Genomic DNA, 17847 nt, shown 5'->3' with positions numbered 1-17847 from the left:
GCAGGGGTGGAATTATTGATAAAAATCCAACTGTTTCTCCACTAATAATAATTACCTCCTCTTTGTTATTTTATTACTTCACTAGCTTAAATTACAGCTTGATTTTATCTAATTTTTTGACAATTGTAAAGCAGATGTTCTCTTTTAATGATATAACCGAAAAAAACCCTCTACTGAAAAATCAATAGAGGGGGTTTTTGTTGTATATTCGACATTTTTCGACCTATATCGGGAAGTAAACGGCAGCTGCACCTTTTACTTAATTAATATTCTTGCTTCTGTTTCTGGAGCTACAGGAGAATTAGCTGCAATGTAATCCATTAATACTTCTTCCAGGCCTCCAGCTTCTTTTACAATTGGAGCCTCTTTAAACATTGTGTAGCCATCTCCACCGGCTTTCATAAAGTCATTGGTAGCTACAGTATACACTGCATCTGGATCAAGTTTTTCGCCACCAACCCAGACCTGCTGGACTCTATTTCCAGCTTCAGCATCACCATCAAAGGTAAACTTAATTCCGGATACCTGTGGGAAAAGACCCTCAGTTGCAGGATATTTAGAAACTCCATGCTCTAAAGCAGCTTTCAGATCAGCACCACTTAACTTTATTGCCATTGCTGTATTACCAAAAGGTAGAACCGTGATAACTTCCCCCTGAGTAATTTCGCCCTGATCAATAGAAGCTCTAATTCCGCCACCATTAGTTATAGCAGCATCAGTATCCAGTTTTGCTCTCATGGCATCTGTGATTAAGTTACCAAGATTAGTTTCACCAGTTCTTACACTTCCTCTGGCACCATTTAATTCAACTGCTGTTCTTCCAACTACCTGAGAAGTAATTGCCTGATTGGCTCTGTTAATTCTATCTACAACTGTTGAAATAATATAATCTTTTTCTACATTCTTAGTATCTTCTCTGGGAATTAAATTAGCATCTATATTTGAAACTTCACCATTTTCGATTGTGAGATCTACATAGCCCAGATATTTAGAATATTCACCTGCCATAACAATCATTGTATCGTTAACCATCATTCCACCTTCTATTACATTATGGCTGTGACCGTCAACAATTAAATCAATACCAGGGACTTCTTCTGCTACCATTTTACTTGTATATTTACTACCCTCACTAATCCCCAGGTGAGTTAGGGCAATAACTACATCTACTTTGCTTTCCAGTTCATTTACTACAGCATTAGCAGTAATAATTGGATTATTGAAGACCAATCCCTCCACATTTTTAGGATGAGTTTTATAACTTGTCTCTGGAGTTGCTAAACCAAAAACTCCCACTTTAACTCCATTATATTCTTTGATAATATAATCCTGAGTATATGGAATTTCTTCACCATCTTTTCTGCTCAAATTAGCAGCTAAAAATGGGAAGTTACTCATCTGAGCTAATTCTTTTAATCTATCCTGACCATAATTAAAATCATGATTACCTAAGGTTAAGGCATCCAGATCCATCAAATCCAGAATATGGCTGATTGCTTCCCCTTCATTTATATTAGCAATAGTCTGACCGTGGAAAGTATCTCCGGCATCTAAAAACATTACATTTTCTTTTTCTTTTCTACCCTGTTTAATCAGGGTTTCCATTTTAGCATAACCCATACTACCAGCATAGTCATCTTCTTCTACTCTTGAGTGAACATCATTTACATGATAAATTCTCAGTTCAACTTCTTCTGCCAGCACAGTAAAAGATAGAGTCATCACTAAAACCAGAGTTAATAAAGCAATCGATAATTTCTTAAAATTCACAAATTCCACCTCCATATTTTTTTGAAAATTGTTTCTTCTCTTATACTATATATTATTTGATATAAAAATTGATTTTCCTGCCTCTAAAAAGAAATATTTTCTAAATTAAGTAAGTATATTTTACTTAAATACTTTTAAGCTGCAGCTTCTTTTCTGTTCATAATTTTGATTTTCCTTCCGGGACTAAAATTTTCTGCTCAGAAATGTTATAATTTAAATTAGCAGATCTTGTTTTAAAAGTTAAAACTCTAAATTCAGGCTACTATAAAAGCAAAAGAGCACATTAGGAGGGAGAAAATGAATAATGATCTAACAGCTATCAAGGGAATTAAAGTTGGCCATGCTGATAATCAAAAATCAGGTACCGGTTGTTCAGTGGTTTTAACTGAAGCAGATTTTACAGTGGGGGCAGAAGTGCGCGGTGGAGCACCTGGCAGCAGAGAATTTGCTCTGACTGACAGCCGGGCTGCAGTTGACAAAGCTAATGCTGTCTTTTTAACCGGAGGTAGTGCTTATGGACTTGACGCTGCCGGAGGAGTTATGCGGTATTTAAGAGAAAAGGATATTGGCTTTCAGACTGGCGGGGGAGTGGTCCCGATTGTTCCTGCAGCTGTCATCTACGATTTAGAATACAAAAGTAATGACTATCCGGATCAGGAAATGGCCTATCAGGCCTGTCTTGCTGCTGACAGTTCTATTCAGGAAAACAAAAGTATTGGTGCTGCTGCAGGTTCTACCTGTGGTAAAATCAAGGGGATAGAAAACGCAAGCAAAACAGGACTCGGTCATGCTGCCCGCCAGAGTGGTGAGCTTATTGTTTCTGCCCTGGCAGTGGTCAATGCTTTCGGTGATCTCAAAGATCCGGAGAGCGGAAAAATTATTGCTGGAGCTCAGGATCAGGCCGGGAATTTTATTAACACAGAAGAAACCATTATTAATCAGCCAGAGATAAATCTCGGATTTTTACGACAAAATACAACTCTAATTGTAGTAGCAACTAATGCTTTTTTGAATAAATCAGAGGCAAATCGAGTATCTATGATGGCCCACAGCGGTCTGAGCCGGACAATTTATCCTGTGCACACCCTCTTAGATGGGGATAGTGTCTTTACTTTAGCCTCAAATCAGATTAAAGCTGATATTAATCAGGTCGGTATTCTGGCTGCCCGGGTAGTTAAAGAAGCAATTTTAAATTCAGCATTCTAAAACTAATTTTAAGAATAATAATCTCGCAGATCCTAACTGGCTTATCTTCAATTTGCCAATTGGACCTGGTGGATTTTTATTTTACGAAGACGATCTTTAAACTTAATAAATAGATTTATACAGCAAAAAACGGCCTATTTTTATAGGCCGTTTTCTTAATTTATACTAAATTTCCAAAAATATTTTCACTTCTTTTATATACCTTACATAAAATTAAATTATATATTTAATACTTAACTCTTTTACCAGTAACAATAAAGATAGTTTCCTCACCAATATTAGTTGCATGATCTCCTACCCGCTCCAGTGCTTTAGCTAAATTGATGTGTTGAACTATCTGTTTTACTGTTTCCTTATCTTCTTTTTCGCTAATCATTTTAATAGCTTTAGAATAAATATCTTCATAAAGATTATCTGCTTTTTCGTCCATTCGGCAGGCCGCTTCTGCAAGATCCGAATTTTTGGTGGAAAATGACTCTAATACTACATCCAGCATATCAGTGACAATATCAGCGAGTTCTGGAATCATAACTAAAGGTTTCATAATTCCATCATGTTTTAATTCAAGTAAAATCTCAGCTATATTGGTTGCCTGATCTCCTATTCTTTCCAGGTCATTTGCAATTTTGATCATTGCAATACTAAACCAGGTATCAGCTGCCAGGGGTTGATCCAGGGTTAACAAGCGCGAAACTTCTTCTTCTATTGTAATTAAATAGTTATCCAGCACATCATCTCTTTCAATAATTTCATGAGCTTTCTCCACATTCAAATCATCCATTGCTTTAATAACATTCTGCAGCATTTCCTCTGCAACTTCACTCATATCACTGAGATCACTAAGAAGCTGTTCACGCTTTTTTTCATACACCTGTTCCATTGGACTCACTCTCCTCTTTTAAATTTAATAAAGTTAAGTTTATTGATAGATTAATTAGCTCATATTAAAATATTCTTGACAGAAGACTAAAATCCTTCCTATTTAATAATTTAATTTAAGCAAAAATTTCTCGAGCTGTCTTTTCAATATGTTTGACAGCATAGCGAATATCTTCTAAACTTAAGTCTAAGTGAGTAACAGCACGCAGTTTTCCTTCCAGTCTGCTGACTCTAATTCCTTTTTTGAGCAGTTGATCTGCAAATAAATCTGTCTTTCCATCTGCCACAGAAAAAAGAACTATGTTGGTTTCAACTGTGTCTGGATCAATTTCCAGCCCTTTCTGATCGGCAATAGTTTCTGCCAGCATCTTAGCATGTTTGTGATCTTCTTTTAGACGAGCAACATTGTGCTCTAAAGCAAAAATTCCGCCAGCTGCAATAATTCCTGCCTGCCTCATGGCTCCACCCAGCCTCTGTTTCCAGAAGCGAGCCTTTTCTATAAATTCTGCTGATCCAGCCAGAACTGAACCAACCGGTGCTCCCAGACCCTTACTCAGATCGATCCAGATCGAATCAAAATACTGGCCGTATTCTGCTGGATCAACTTCTGCCTCAACTGCAGCATTAAGCATCCGGGCCCCATCCATATGCATTTTTAGTCCATTTTCTACCGCAACTTCTGCTATTTCCTTAATTCTCTGCAGGGGCCAGATTCGCCCACCACCTAGATTAGTTGTCTGTTCAATAGAAATAACCTTTGTCTGGGGACTGTGATAATCCTTCTCTCTGATAGCTTCCTTTACCTGCTCAGCAGTAAAAATTCCACCCTCTCCCGCCAGCGGCTTAATTGAGGCTCCAGAAATAACAGCCAGGGCAGCACTCTCATAATGAATAGGATGTGCTGTCTGATCCATTATTATTTCATCTCCCTGGTCTGTATGGACAGCAAAAGAAATCTGATTTGCCATTAAACCAGAAGGTAAATATACTGCATCATCTTTGCCCAGCATTTCGGCAGTCATTCGACAGAGACGATTTACACTTGGATCTTCTCCCAGCTGCTCATCCCCAACTTCTGCCTCAGACATAAATCTTCTCATATCCTGGGAAGGTCTTGTCCCCGTATCACTAAATAAATCAACTTTGATTTCCATTTTTAAATTCCCCCAGTTAAATTATGCTGTAATCTGTTTTTTAAAAAGACACTAAGTAAATGAACTAAAATGACATCCACAATAAATCATTAGCTATAGCTGCCTGATATTATCTAAACCTAATAGAAAAAAACATTCTAAAATAAAAGTGATATTAATAAATAGAAAATCAAACCTCCACTAACTGTATAAAATATATTTTTTGTCTTATATGCAACCAGCAGAGTTGGAAAAAAAGCAATTAAAGCTGTATTTTCCAGACTTAAATAAAGATTTCCATTTTTAAGCAGTATTGATGGTGCCAGTAAAGCTGCCAGCACAGCCGCCGGGATAAAACTCAGCCAGAGCACTACCTTTTCGGGAAGTTCTTTTTTACCCAGCAGAGCCAGTGGTAAAACTCTGGGAATAAAAGTTACAAGCACCATTCCCCCAATCATCAGCATAAACTTAACTATTTCCATCGATATACACCCCTAAAAATGCAGCCAGAACTGTGGCCAGAATAATATTCCAGCTGCCATTAATCGTCAGGGCAAAAAAAAGTGATGCAAAGACAGAAAAAAGAGCAACAATTATTTCAGTTCTGGAGCTAATCTGCATTACCAGCAGGACTACAAACATTGCCGGTAAAACAAAATCCAGTGCCCCTCCACTACCTAAATCAATAAATTCGGTTAAGAAAGCCCCTACGGCAGAACTAAAAACCCAGCCCAGATAAGCGGTGAAACCAAGGCCGAGGAAATATCGCTGTTTATTCTTCTGGCTCTCTATTTTGCTCATAGCAACTGCAAAAGACTCATCTGTTATTAAAAAACCCAAAAACGGATAATAATAGAACGGCAGATTTCTTAAATGAAGGCTTAAAGAAGCTGATAACAACAGATGGCGTAGATTCACCAGAAAAGTCATTACAACTATGGCCGCCACTGCTGCTCCGGCAGCTATCATCTCAATCGATACTAGCTGAGCAGAACCAGCAAAAACAAAAAGTGACATTGCAGTAGCCTGCAGGGGTGTTAAGCCTTTATTTACAGCCAGCATTCCATAAGCAATACCAATTGGCAGATATCCCAAAATAATTGGCAGGGCATCTTTGACTCCATCTTTTAAACTTGAATCATTCAATTTAGCAGTTAATTTATTCTCTTTAGTTATACTCTCTTCGCTCTGCTGCATAAGTCTGATCTACTCCTTTAAAAATTAAATCATTTACTGGAAAAAACTGGTTCGGTAAACGGTAAGGACACGTTAGTCCAGCTGTCTGGGATCAAGCGCATCTCTTAAAGCATCCCCGAGTAAATTAAAGCTCAATACTGTAATAATAATTGCCAGTCCCGGAAAAATTGACATCCAGGGTGCCTGAATTAAATATTCCTGACCCCGATTTAACATTGTTCCCCAGGCAGCAGTTGGCGGCTGAATTCCCAGCCCCAAAAAGCTGAGACCGGCAACAACCAGAATCGAGATCCCAATTCTTAAAGTTCCAAGTACTATTAATGATGAAATTGAATTTGGTAAGATATGATTATATAAGATTCGCAAATCACTTGCTCCCAGAGCCTTAGCCGAAGTAACATATTCTTTTTCTTTGATTTGAAAAACTATAGAACGAGTCAGACGAGAAAAATTAATTAAACCGGTAATCCCCACAGCAATTATTATATTGAATATTCCTGTTCCCAGAGCAGAAATTATAGCCAGAGCCAGCAGAATGAAAGGAATTGAATTCCAGATTTCTACCAGCCGCATAATTATCATATCCGCTTTACCACCATAATAACCGGCCAGCAGACCTAAACTAACACCCAGACTGGCATTAACTAAAACAGCTGAAAAACCAACGCCCAGAGCAATTCGTGCACCATAAAGCACTCGCGAAAACATGTCTCTACCAAAATCATCTGTGCCAAACCAGTGCTCCAGGGAAGGTGCTGAATAGGTCATATTGCTGTAATCAATTTTAGTCGGAGAATAGGGGGCAATAAAAGGTGCCATAAAGGCAGCATAAAAAATCAGAGCCAGCATGACAACTGCAATTTTACCTCCATAACCTTTATTAAATTCTTTAAACATTTTTGCATAAAGAGCATTTTCTTTAAATTTAAGAAAAATACTTTTTTTAAATAATAATAATAATAGCAAAACAATTAAGAGCACAGAAAAAGCTGTGGCAAATTTATATTCCAGACTGCTCCAGATCTTTCCCTCCACCAGCCAATTTTGATAACTAATATAAATTTGGATTACTAATAGTATAAATAAAATAATTTTCTTTTTCAAATTTCAACACCTCATTTCTACTGCTATTTATAGCTAATCTGGGGATTAATAAAAACATAAATAATATCAACCAGCAAATTGACCAGGACAAAAAGAATAGATAAAATTAAGATTGAACCAAAAACCAGCGGTTGGTCTCTGGCTTCAACAGCACTGACTGCAAGTCTTCCTACACCCGGCCAGGCAAAAACTGATTCGATTAAAATTGCTCCACCAAACATCATAGCTAATTGATTACCAATATTAGTTATAATTGGAATCAAAGCATTGCGAAAAGCATGTTTTAAAATAATAACTTTTTCGGCAACTCCTTTAGAGCGTGCTGTAACCAGATAATCTTCTTTCATAATATCAAGCATTGAGGATCTGGTTATCCGACTGGTGGAAGCAATCATTACTGTACTTAAAGCAAAAGCTGGTAAAACTAAGTGCCGCAGCCCACTTAAAGTCCAGATCCGTCCTCCATAGCCCGAAGAAGGAAAAAACGGAAAATAAACAGAAAATATGTAGATGAAAATAATACCTGTAAAAAAAGCTGGCACAGAAATACCAATAGTTGCAATAAACATACTTATAAGATCAAATAAAGAATTCTTTTTAACCGCAGCAATAACCCCTGTTGGAATTGCCACTAAAACTGCAATAATCAGAGAAAGTAGACCCAGTTCTATTGTTGGAATAAGTCTATTACTGATAATATTTATTACTTCATCCCCATAATAGATTGAATCAAGTTCTCCTGTTATAAAATTTTTAAGCATTAAAAAATATCTAATATGAAATGGTTCATTAAAACCAAATTTCTCATTAAGTGCTTTTATTGCCGCTGGTGTTGCATTTGTACCCAGCATAATTGCAGCCGGATTACCCGGCACCAGCTGCATAATTCCAAATAAAATTAAGGAAACTCCAATGACAACCGGAATTAACCAGAGCAGTCTTTTAATAATATAAGCAAACAAATTGTTCACCTCTTTCTAAAAAGACTATGCAGATAGTCTCAGCTATCTGCATAGTAGTTTAAGATAATTAATCTTTTAATCTCTTTCTAACCTGTTAAAATGTTAATTCACTTTAAAGCTAATTCCGCAGCTATTCCTTATAAACATTTGCTGTTGGAGTAACTAAGGGAATTATCAGTGAATTACCAGGGTTTAATTCCTGAACTTCATCCTGCATGACATAAATTTGATTGGAATGGGCAAGCGGATGGAAGACCAGATCTTCAATTAATACTTTTCTTAATACTTTTTGATATAAATCTTCTCTTTCGGCCTGATTGGAAATTGATCTTGCTTTTTCCAGCCACTGATCTACCTGATCATTCTCATAAAAAGCCCTGTTTAAAGAACCATCAGATTTAAAGAATCTATATAACCAGTAATCAGGATCGGGATCTGAGACAAAACGTAAGAAGAACATGCCTATTTCTCCACGTCCCAGCATATCCCACATTGTACCAAATTCCATAGCTTTTACTTCTGCTCTTAAACCTGCCTGGTTTAATGCTGTTACCATAGCTTCTGCAGTCTTGACCTGATTAGGACGACTATTTGAAACATATACTCGAGCAACATAGTCTTCTGGAATCACGCCCGCTGCTTTTAATTCCTCAAATTTCTGTGCTGCTGCTTCTGGATCAAAACCAACTGCATTTTCTTTCAAATATTCTCTCTCTTCCGGCCAGAGTGTTGGAGGCAGCATGGAATAGGCCCTTTCTCCCAGGATTCCAAAAATCTGAGGGATCATCTGGTCAAACGGAACAGCCTGCAGTACAGCTTCTCTAAATTTGCGTTCATTAGTTGGTGCCATATCAAAATTAAAACCTAAGAAATTAATACCTGCTCCCGCAGCTGTTTTAACTTTAAAATCAGGATTGTTTCTAAATGATTCCAGCTGACCTACATCAAGGTTTACTCCAAAATCAATACCCCCACTGCGAAGTTCCATTGCCTGAGTTGCAGATTCCGGAATAGATCTGATGACCAATTTTTTAATGTTAGGAACTTTATCCCAGTAATCCTGATAAGCAGATAAAACTATCTGATTTCCAGGAGACCATTCTTCCAATTTAAAAGGACCTGTACCAATTGGATTTCTTCCTAATTCTTCATTCCCTATTTTTTCTGCGTATTCTTTGGGGATAATTCCAAAAGTCATACCCAGCATAAAAGGAGCATATGGTTCATTTAAAGTAAACTTAATTGTATAATCATCAATTACCTCAATTGATTTAATTGATTCAATTTTAGCTCTCAAACCGGAACCATATTCCGGATTCAGAATCCGCTGATAAGTATATTCTACATCTTCAGCAGTCAACTCCTGACCATTATGGAATAATACACCTTCTCTTAACTCAAATGTATATTCCATTTCATTCTCAGAAATCGTCCAGTCTTTAGCAATTCCTGGAACAATCTTATTTGCCTTACCATATCTCACTAAACCATCAAAAATCAAGGAAGCTACTCTTTCATTAACAGAAATAGTAGTCTCCCCGGGATCAAGATTGCTCACTTCATCCTCTATCCCCATAACAAACTCTTCCGTCACCTTTTCCTGTGCCTGAACAGCAGAAAAAACGGAAACCATAAATAAAGAAACCAATAATAAAACTAAAAACTTATTTTTCATTCTACTTCCTCCTCGTATCATACTAATACTTATAATATTACTTGCTTATTTTTTAGCCTGCTCAACAAATTCCACAAAATCTTTAAATAATTTTAACTGAATTGGATCTTTAGCTGCCATCATCTCTGGATGCCACTGTACCCCGACTAAATAAGGGTAATCAGGATCTTCAACTCCTTCTACAAAACCATCCGGAGCCACCGCCGATACTTTTAACCCTTCACCAACTTTATCAACTGCCTGATGGTGATAGGAATTTACCGCAACTTCATCACCAGCGAAAATTTTAGCCAGGCGGGTATTTTCCTGTATATCAACCTGGTGAGTTTTATAATACTTGGGAACCATTAGAGCCATATGCGGTATTTTACTGTCAGCATTGTTTCCACAAACATCAACCTTTAAAGAACCACCATAATGAATATTTATCAGCTGAAAACCCCGGCAAATCCCGAGAATAGGTTTTTTCATTTCCATTGCCATCTGCAGAATTTTAAGCTCCCAGCGATCACGCTCAGGCGAAATATTCCCCAGATACTTTTGCGGATAAGAATTATATAAAGCAGGATCAATATCACTGCCTCCAGGTAAAACAACACCATCAGCTTCAGCCAGAAACTCCTTAATATATTGATCATCTTCTCTTCTTGACTCAAGATAGGGCATAATCAAAGGTATAGCACCTGCCATACTCAATGATTCTGAATAATCCTGAGTTACCAGAGAAAAGTCTACTCCCTCAAGTTCATACTGTTCTCCCATTTTTTCTGTGGGAATTTTAAAAGATATAATTAAAATTTTTGGGTACATATTTTTCCTCCATCCAAATTTATATTTTTTGAATATCCACTTCTGTTTAAATTTTTAGATGGACATTTTATATGAAAAATTATATCAATCTTTAGTAATATTGTCAACTTTGAGTTTTCTAACAGTTTGAAACTAATTAGTAAATTGTCTGAATGAAAATATCTATCTGACCACCACAGACCCATCCGATTTCTGCTGCTTCTTTACGAGTTAAAGTCAGTTTCAACTTTTCGGATTTACCCTTTTCTATTAAATCCATAGCTTTTTCTATCACCTTTTTTTCGTCCTGATCTCCACCAATACTGCCGAAAGTTTCCCCCTCTTCGCTAATTATCATTTCAGTTCCAGTATTACGGGGAGAAGAACTCTTAGCCTGGATTATAAAGGCTCTGGCCAGTTTAAGATTTTCTTTTTTTAGTTCAATAATTTTTTTTAGAATTTCTTTCTTCACTACTTATCCCTCCTGACGGCAATGATCTCTGCCGCAATCGCCACAGCTATCTCTGCTGGTGTTTCACTGCCGATATCCAGTCCTATTGGAGCATGAACTGCTTCCAGTTTTTCCTCAGTTATTCCATCATCTCGCAGTTGATTATAAACCGTTTTGATCTTGCGAGAACTGCCAATCATACCCAGATAAGCTGCTTCAGAATTAATAACATTTTTTAAAACCTGATAATCATGCTGATGTCCCCTGGTAATAATCACTAAATAATCGTTTTCTTTAATTTTAGCACTGGCAAAATAATCAGTATAATCTAAAAGCAGCAGCTGATCAGCTGTTGGAAATTTATCATAATTTAAAAATTCTTCCCGATCATCGACCACTGTAATTGTAAAATCCAGAAGACTGCAAATTTTAACCAGCGGTTCAGCAATATGGCCGGCACCAAATACTGTTAAGTGCGGCTGATCAACTACCGGCTCCAGAAAAACCTCCAGTTTATTATCCGGATCTAAATTGATTTCTTTCAGCTGAGAGTCTTTATTCTTTTTTTCACTAAGCGCCAGGATCTGATTTTTCAAATCTGCATTTAAAAAGAACTTCTCCAGTTCAGTTTCCAGCTGATCAGAAGAAAATTCAATTATTCCTTCCTCATCAAATAAAAACATCTCTCCCAGCAAATTTTGTGATATTTCTTCACTATCAATATCTGTTAAAACCGCTGTCAGTATTTTTTTATTTCCCTGTAATTCATCAAAAACTTTTTTGAAGAAATCTTCCATTTCTGCCACGTCCTTTCATTACGAAAGTTTAAAACATTAGTTATTTAAATAATGATCGGTAGTTCTAAATCAGGGAATTGTTTTTGCCTATCTTTATTATTAATTTCTCCATTAAATAATATTTTTCCTGCATCAAAAGCTAATTATTCCTGTATCCACCAGCCAAACTATTTTTCTTTCCGGAAAATATCAATCTCTATCCGGTTTAAAAATTTGTTTTCCTATGGTCCATGCCAATTATTTTAGTTTAAAATTATTATCTCTATATTTTTGATATAGCTCTTTAAAATCAAGATCAACAGTAATCTCCTGATAGCCAGAAGGGTAACGATATATTTTTTCTGGCACTATCTCAAATAAATTACGCAGTCCAGCTTGACCTTCAAGTTTTAAAATAATTTTTCTAAATTTATTTTTTATGATTACCGGATGACCTTTTTGTCCCCTGTACTCAGGTAGAAAAATTTCTGCTTCAAGTTCTAAACATTTTTGATAAAATTCACTGTATATCTCAGGGCCAATAAATGGTTTATCAGCCAGGGTAAAAAGCAGATATTGATTGTCTGCTGGCAGCTGGGTTAGAGCCTTTTTAATTGAAGACATCATTCCCTTTTGATAATCATCATTTTCCACAATTTTAAGAATGCCCTTTTTCAACTCAGACCTGTATTTTTCCAGCAAATATTTTTTTATTTTTTCCTTTTCAGCACCAACTACAACCTTCAGCTGCTCATCCACAATTTCTGCTGTCAGCAAATTATCAATAGTTTTACCAAGTATGGTGTTCTCTGCTTCCCAGTCCAGAAGCTGCTTTAATTGACCCATTCTTTTCGCTTCTCCAGCTGCCAGGATAACTGCTGTCAGCATAATTAAGACTCCACCGGTACCCAGACAGAATAGCCTTTTTCTGCTGTACCTTTTACTTTAAATTGCCCATTTGCCTCACCATCAGTTTTAACTTTTTCTTCAATATTTCCTGTATAGTCATAATACTCTGTATCTGCCTTACCTGAGTTAACCGTTTTTTCTATAATTTTTCCATTTTCATGTTTAGTGATCATCATTACCAGTCCACTGCCGGGATGATCCTGATCACCACTGCGAATATAGGAATAAGTATTTTGATCATTAGATTCACTCTCATAAGCTTCCCCATAGGCAAATTTTTTGCGGGCCTCAATTAAGTTATTAATTACCTCTTTTAAGCCAAAATGATGATAATCCTTCCAGAACACTTTCGGAACACCATCCCTGCGCATTAAAATATAGCAGTAAGCCTGCAGCTTTCGTTGGGCCACAGCTTCTGTATGATATTCACTGGCTTCATCTCTTTCTGTATCATGATTTTCAATAAAAGTTATAGCCCGGTGTTTATAATTTTTTCTGTTAACGAGCCCTTTTTCTCCCAGCCAGCGCAGATCTAAATTACCATGCATCAGCTCTATAAATCTCTCTCTTAAGGGAAAATCAAAAACATGTAATTTAGGATGATTTATTGACTCTAAATAATTAACTAAAGTATCAACATCATTAATCCAGGCTTCCCCAATATAAAATAATTCTTTCTCTGAAGACTGATTCGTCTCTTCAATAAAATCATAAATCATAGAATTGGCTACATGTTTGCTGGCATCAAAACGAAAACCATCAAACCCTATCTCATTAATTATCCATTTACCCCAGTTAATAGTATCTGCTCGCACATCCTGATTTTGATAATCCAGATTGGCCCCCATTAGATAATCATCAGCAAAAGAATCATCCCATTCTTTTGTATTAAAAAGCAGTTTACCTGCTTCTTGAGTTAATTCGTTCCAGTCTGTACCATCAAAACAATTCCAGTCTAACTTTAAAGAACTGTATTTGTTATTCCGACCGGGGAAATTAAATTTAGTCCAGACTTCTGCCTCAGAACAATCCTTTAACTTAACTTTTTCTTTTTTATCAGCACCCATTCGGTGGTCCAGTACTGCATCATATAATAATTTTAAATCACATTTATGCAGTTCTTCTACAGCATTGAGCAGTTCTTCTTTTGTTCCATATTTTGTTCTTTTAGAACCCTTTTGCTCAAATTCTCCCAGATCCCAGAGGTCATAGGTGCCATAACCAACATCATCAACCCCTGCAGCTCCCTTGTTTGCTGGAGGAAACCAGAGTAAATCAAAACCTGCCTCCGCAATCTCTTCAGCCTGATTAGCCAGCAGCTGCCATAAATTAGCCTCTTCCGGATATTCTTCTGCATATTTGCCAGTATTCATCTCCCAGTAAAAAGTCTGTAAAATAACAGGATTCTCCAATGTTAATCCTCCTCAAGAAATAATAATTAGCTCAAATATTTTATGTTCTATTTATGTTCTAATTGTCTAATAGTTTTAAGTTTAATCTTTGACTTGTTATTTATTTTATCATAAATTGAAGCTTTTTTACATTAATTTCAATTCTAAAAAGAAAAAATCCCCTCTACAGGAGATTTAGAACAAATTCTTTTATATATTTTGACAAATTTCGACAAATAAACGGAAGGTGTAAAGCTGTAAAAGATGCAGATAAAAATAAAACCCCGCCCAGAACCCTGGACGGGGTAAGTTGTCTCAGTTTATACAGTTTTAAACTCTATAACTTCACAACGTTTTCAGCTTGTGGACCGCGGTCGCCTTCAACGATTTCGAATTCTACTTCCTGATCGTCTTCAAGTGTCTTGAAACCTTCGTCCTCAATAGCTGAGAAGTGTACAAATACATCATCGCCATCTTCTCTTTCAATAAAACCATAACCTTTTTTCGCGTCAAACCATTTTACTTTACCTGTGTAAATCATATTAATTCATTCCCCCTAGGAATAATTCTATATTTGGGGTTCGTTCAGTTAAAACTTCACCCATCGATAGTGATTATACCATAAGCAAAAAACCATTTCAAGGGTTTGTTTCTGACAATTTATTTTATATTGAAAATATTTCAATCCAGGTTTCTATAAAATTTAACCATATCTCTGCCTGCACCTTTGGCAATATAAAGGGCCGTATCTGCCTGTTTAATTAACCTCTCAGCAGAATGTTTTCCTTCCTGATTAACCGCCACTCCTATCGAAACAGTTATTTTTAATTTTTCACCTTCAAAATTAACTTCCAAATTTCGTATTTTATTCATTAAACGGCTGATTACTCTGGATAAAATATTCTGATCAACTACCTTAAAATAAATTACAAATTCTTCCCCGCCATAGCGAGCCACAATGTCGTTTTCTCTAATTTCTGACTGTAAAACTTTTGATAATTCTCTTAAAACCTGATCTCCTGCCTGGTGGCCGTACTGATCATTAAAATCTTTAAAGTTATCAATATCCATTATGGCAACTGAATATTTTTCTCCATCTTTTTGCTGCAGCTGGTTATGAAAATAGGAATGATTATAAAGATTGGTCAGACCGTCAGTAACCGATAGTCTTTTTACCTTATGATGATTTAGTGCATTTCGAATACTGACCCGAATCTGATTGGCCAGAGTCCTGATAAACTTCTTCTGATTTTCATTAATTAACTGCTGATACTTGGACTGCATTGCATAGAGAATTCCCTGGTAATCATTTAAATTAATGGGAATTGCAATTAAAGTCTCAATATTTTCAAAAACATTAATCTCATTTTCTATCAATATTTGTTCTGAAGCCGCAATATCTTTATAGTGACCTTTTAAGTAATAATATAATTCACTCTCTGCTTCTACATTTATATTTTTCATCATCTTTAGCTTATTATCTTCCTGTTTAAAAATTACTGCAGCTGACATCCCCATTGTGCCAACAATTATATCAAGTATCCGCTCATAAAGCAGATCTAAATCCAGAGTTGAATAAAGGAAGTCGGAAGTCTGCTCCAGAGTTGAGAGGCTGGCTAAGTTTCGTTCCAGACTCTCATATAAAATGGCTTTTTTTAGATAATTTGGAATCTGCTCTATAAAAAGATGATTTTTCTTAATATCATAGAGATCCACTTCATTGCTCAAAATCACCATTAAAGCTTCTACTTCTTCAGCCAGAGGAATTAAAAATGCATTTTTAAAACCCAGAATATTTTTCCTGCTGCTGATCTTTGTCGGCCGCTGCTGCCAGAATTCTTTAAATACATCATAGGCTTTTGCTCCCAGATTATCATCAAGATAAATTTTGTTTAAATTTTCAGCCTCCTGAATTATTATTCCTCCGGTATAATTCTGCTCCTCAAAAATCATCTTAAAAAGGATGGCAGCAGTTTCCTCCACCTTATGATTACCAGTTGCCTGATTGGCTTTCCTCATTTTATCATTGATCATTTCCAGCTCAGAAACTACTTTTTTGGATAAGTAAAAAAGATGCTCAGTTTTTACATCTGGTTTTTCTGTATCAAATTCTATTTTCTGATGTACAACCTCATTCTTTTCGCTTAAATACAGAACAGTAGTTGTAATATTTAAATATTCAAATCGATTATCTATAATTCCATATTCTCCATGAGTACAAAAACCTGCCTTGCGAGAAGGAATAACTTTAATTTCTTCACTTAAATTGGAATTTAGATATTTTAAATGCTTACTTCTCCCGGAACAAGAATAAATAAATGAAAACTCAGGGTGAAAATCAAGATTTTTCTGCAGACGCATCGAATTAGTTAAGATTTTATTTAAACTTCCATAAGAAATTTTAACTCGATCCCCTACCTTCAATTCACCTGAAAATTTAACCCCATTTCCTACCAACTTCATAGGAGAACGCGCATTTTTAAAGCCGTGGTTGAAAACCAAAGGGAATTTAGTAAATTCTGAAGATGACAGCTCCTTTTTAATATCTTCTCCCAGATATTCAGAATAAACCTGAAAAATATTTCTACCATCAAGTTCATAAACGACCTGATCTTCAACCTTAGTAATTTCCATTTCTCGGCTGATACTGTCCCAGCCCATACTGTAATTCCATTTAGCTTTCAGCTGGCTGCCATTAAGAATCAGAGCCAGACTACCCTTTTTTATTATTCCACCTTTATCAAATACATAGCCTGAATCACTTCCTTCTGCAGTTACTGCCTGCCCACCAGCAATTAAAAATTCAGAATTATATTTGTTCAGTTCTTCAACCAGATTATCACCATTATTATATTGATTATCAGAAAAAATTATTATTGCTTTAGTATCACTTTCTATTTCTTTCATTATTTTTTTTGCGTTTTCCCGACTGCTCAACTCACTTTTCAGCAGTTTAAAACTGCTTTTTTCAAAAAGAAGAGCCACTGCAGTTATAGTTTTTACATTTACTTCATTTTCAAAAATTACTTCTTCTGCACTAACCCCAATTAAAGTGGATAGGGGTAAATAGCGATTAAAAGCAGATATTATCCTTTTATTCACCGATTCAGATTTAGCTGAAAAAACCTGTACAACCTGAGCAGGTGAATCTTTAACTGTTTTAAAAAAATTAATTAGTTCATGTAGACTCTGACTTTGTATTGTTTCTACCTGCAATTTTTACACCCTTCCACCAAATAGTCTTTATCTTTTAAAAATTATTTCAGTATTTAAAAAATTACCTACACTTAATTGATTTCTCTCTTTATTTACAAGTTCCTGCAAATTAGGAAAAAAATAAAGGAACTATCATTATGATAGTTCCTTAGTAATAGTCAATAGTTATAATCAAAAAAATTTGTAGTTTATAATCTTTAATTAAGTGTTGTTTTTTTTGTATTTAAAAGTCTTGCGGTCTTTAAATTCTTCTTTTTTTCCTTTATTCCATTCCGAAACTGGTGACAGGTAACCAACAACACGAGAATAAACCTCACATTTTTGTTTTTTAGCCATTTTCAAACCTCCTTTCGATTCCATTTTAATGTTTCCAAAAAGAAATTAAATCA

Annotated in this window: 16 protein-coding genes and 1 pseudogene; 1 reads left to right on the top strand and 16 read right to left on the bottom strand. The window is 35.8% G+C overall.

Annotation, left to right across the window (positions count from 1 at the left end; translation table 11 throughout):
- Window positions 1-255: 255 nt before the first annotated feature.
- Window positions 256-1770, bottom strand: coding sequence for a bifunctional metallophosphatase/5'-nucleotidase (locus DFR79_RS01910; protein ID WP_133513816.1), 1515 nt, complete (start codon window positions 1768-1770; stop codon window positions 256-258).
- Window positions 1771-2067: 297 nt separating this feature from the next.
- Here DFR79_RS01910 and DFR79_RS01905 point away from each other — a divergent pair, with 297 nt between their 5' ends.
- Window positions 2068-2976, top strand: coding sequence for a P1 family peptidase (locus tag DFR79_RS01905; protein ID WP_133513815.1), 909 nt, complete (start codon window positions 2068-2070; stop codon window positions 2974-2976).
- 226 nt (window positions 2977-3202) lie between these two features.
- Here DFR79_RS01905 and phoU read toward each other — a convergent pair whose 3' ends face one another.
- From phoU to nrdD, 15 genes and pseudogenes are all read right to left on the bottom strand, one after another.
- Window positions 3203-3856: a phosphate signaling complex protein PhoU gene (gene phoU, locus DFR79_RS01900; protein WP_133513814.1), complete on the bottom strand. Its 654-nt coding sequence runs from the start codon at window positions 3854-3856 to the stop codon at window positions 3203-3205.
- Between the two features lie 115 nt (window positions 3857-3971).
- Window positions 3972-5009 carry a threonine aldolase family protein gene (locus DFR79_RS01895; RefSeq protein WP_133513813.1) on the bottom strand — a complete coding sequence of 346 codons (1038 nt, stop codon included), beginning with the start codon at window positions 5007-5009 and terminating at the stop codon, window positions 3972-3974.
- A gap of 137 nt (window positions 5010-5146) precedes the next feature.
- Window positions 5147-5470 (bottom strand): AzlD domain-containing protein, encoded by a 324-nt coding sequence (locus DFR79_RS01890; RefSeq protein ID WP_133513812.1) that lies wholly within the window; start codon window positions 5468-5470, stop codon window positions 5147-5149.
- A complete protein-coding gene (locus tag DFR79_RS01885) occupies window positions 5457-6185 on the bottom strand; it encodes an AzlC family ABC transporter permease (RefSeq protein WP_133513811.1) in 729 nt (242 codons plus the stop codon). The genes DFR79_RS01890 and DFR79_RS01885 overlap by 14 nt, the downstream gene beginning before the upstream one ends.
- 72 nt (window positions 6186-6257) lie before the next feature.
- A complete protein-coding gene (locus tag DFR79_RS01880; RefSeq protein WP_133513810.1) occupies window positions 6258-7289 on the bottom strand; it encodes an ABC transporter permease in 1032 nt (343 codons plus the stop codon).
- A gap of 23 nt (window positions 7290-7312) precedes the next feature.
- Window positions 7313-8260 carry an ABC transporter permease gene (locus tag DFR79_RS01875; protein ID WP_243727683.1) on the bottom strand — a complete coding sequence of 316 codons (948 nt, stop codon included), beginning with the start codon at window positions 8258-8260 and terminating at the stop codon, window positions 7313-7315.
- A 121-nt stretch (window positions 8261-8381) separates the two neighbouring features.
- The gene (locus DFR79_RS01870; RefSeq protein WP_133513808.1) at window positions 8382-9926 is read right to left on the bottom strand and encodes an ABC transporter substrate-binding protein; all 1545 of its coding nucleotides are present in this window, start codon (window positions 9924-9926) and stop codon (window positions 8382-8384) included.
- 45 nt (window positions 9927-9971) lie between these two features.
- Window positions 9972-10736 carry a gamma-glutamyl-gamma-aminobutyrate hydrolase family protein gene (locus DFR79_RS01865; protein WP_133513807.1) on the bottom strand — a complete coding sequence of 255 codons (765 nt, stop codon included), beginning with the start codon at window positions 10734-10736 and terminating at the stop codon, window positions 9972-9974.
- A 136-nt stretch (window positions 10737-10872) separates the two neighbouring features.
- On the bottom strand, window positions 10873-11187 hold the full coding sequence (locus tag DFR79_RS01860) for an XdhC family protein (RefSeq protein ID WP_133513806.1): 315 nt from the start codon (window positions 11185-11187) through the stop codon (window positions 10873-10875).
- A complete protein-coding gene (locus tag DFR79_RS01855; RefSeq protein ID WP_133513805.1) occupies window positions 11187-11963 on the bottom strand; it encodes an XdhC family protein in 777 nt (258 codons plus the stop codon). Before DFR79_RS01855 ends, DFR79_RS01860 begins: the two co-directional genes overlap by 1 nt.
- 237 nt (window positions 11964-12200) lie before the next feature.
- Window positions 12201-12830, bottom strand: a complete 630-nt coding sequence (locus DFR79_RS01850) for a nucleotidyltransferase family protein (RefSeq protein ID WP_133513804.1) — start codon at window positions 12828-12830, stop codon at window positions 12201-12203.
- Between the two features lie 2 nt (window positions 12831-12832).
- Window positions 12833-14263 (bottom strand): alpha-amylase, encoded by a 1431-nt coding sequence (locus tag DFR79_RS01845; protein ID WP_133513803.1) that lies wholly within the window; start codon window positions 14261-14263, stop codon window positions 12833-12835.
- Between the two features lie 316 nt (window positions 14264-14579).
- On the bottom strand, window positions 14580-14780 hold the full coding sequence (locus DFR79_RS01840; RefSeq protein WP_208107479.1) for a cold-shock protein: 201 nt from the start codon (window positions 14778-14780) through the stop codon (window positions 14580-14582).
- Between the two features lie 143 nt (window positions 14781-14923).
- Window positions 14924-17458 (bottom strand): sensor domain-containing diguanylate cyclase, encoded by a 2535-nt coding sequence (locus tag DFR79_RS01835; RefSeq protein WP_133513802.1) that lies wholly within the window; start codon window positions 17456-17458, stop codon window positions 14924-14926.
- A gap of 201 nt (window positions 17459-17659) precedes the next feature.
- Window positions 17660-17782, bottom strand: a pseudogene (gene nrdD, locus DFR79_RS01830) (anaerobic ribonucleoside-triphosphate reductase); the annotation flags it as partial.
- Window positions 17783-17847: the final 65 nt, after the last annotated feature.

It is taken from the genome of Halanaerobium saccharolyticum, assembly GCF_004362045.1.
Taxonomy (GTDB): domain Bacteria; phylum Bacillota; class Halanaerobiia; order Halanaerobiales; family Halanaerobiaceae; genus Halanaerobium; species Halanaerobium saccharolyticum_C.
Note: the sequence above shows the minus strand (reverse complement) of the source record. Positions and strands in the feature narration are given on the sequence as shown.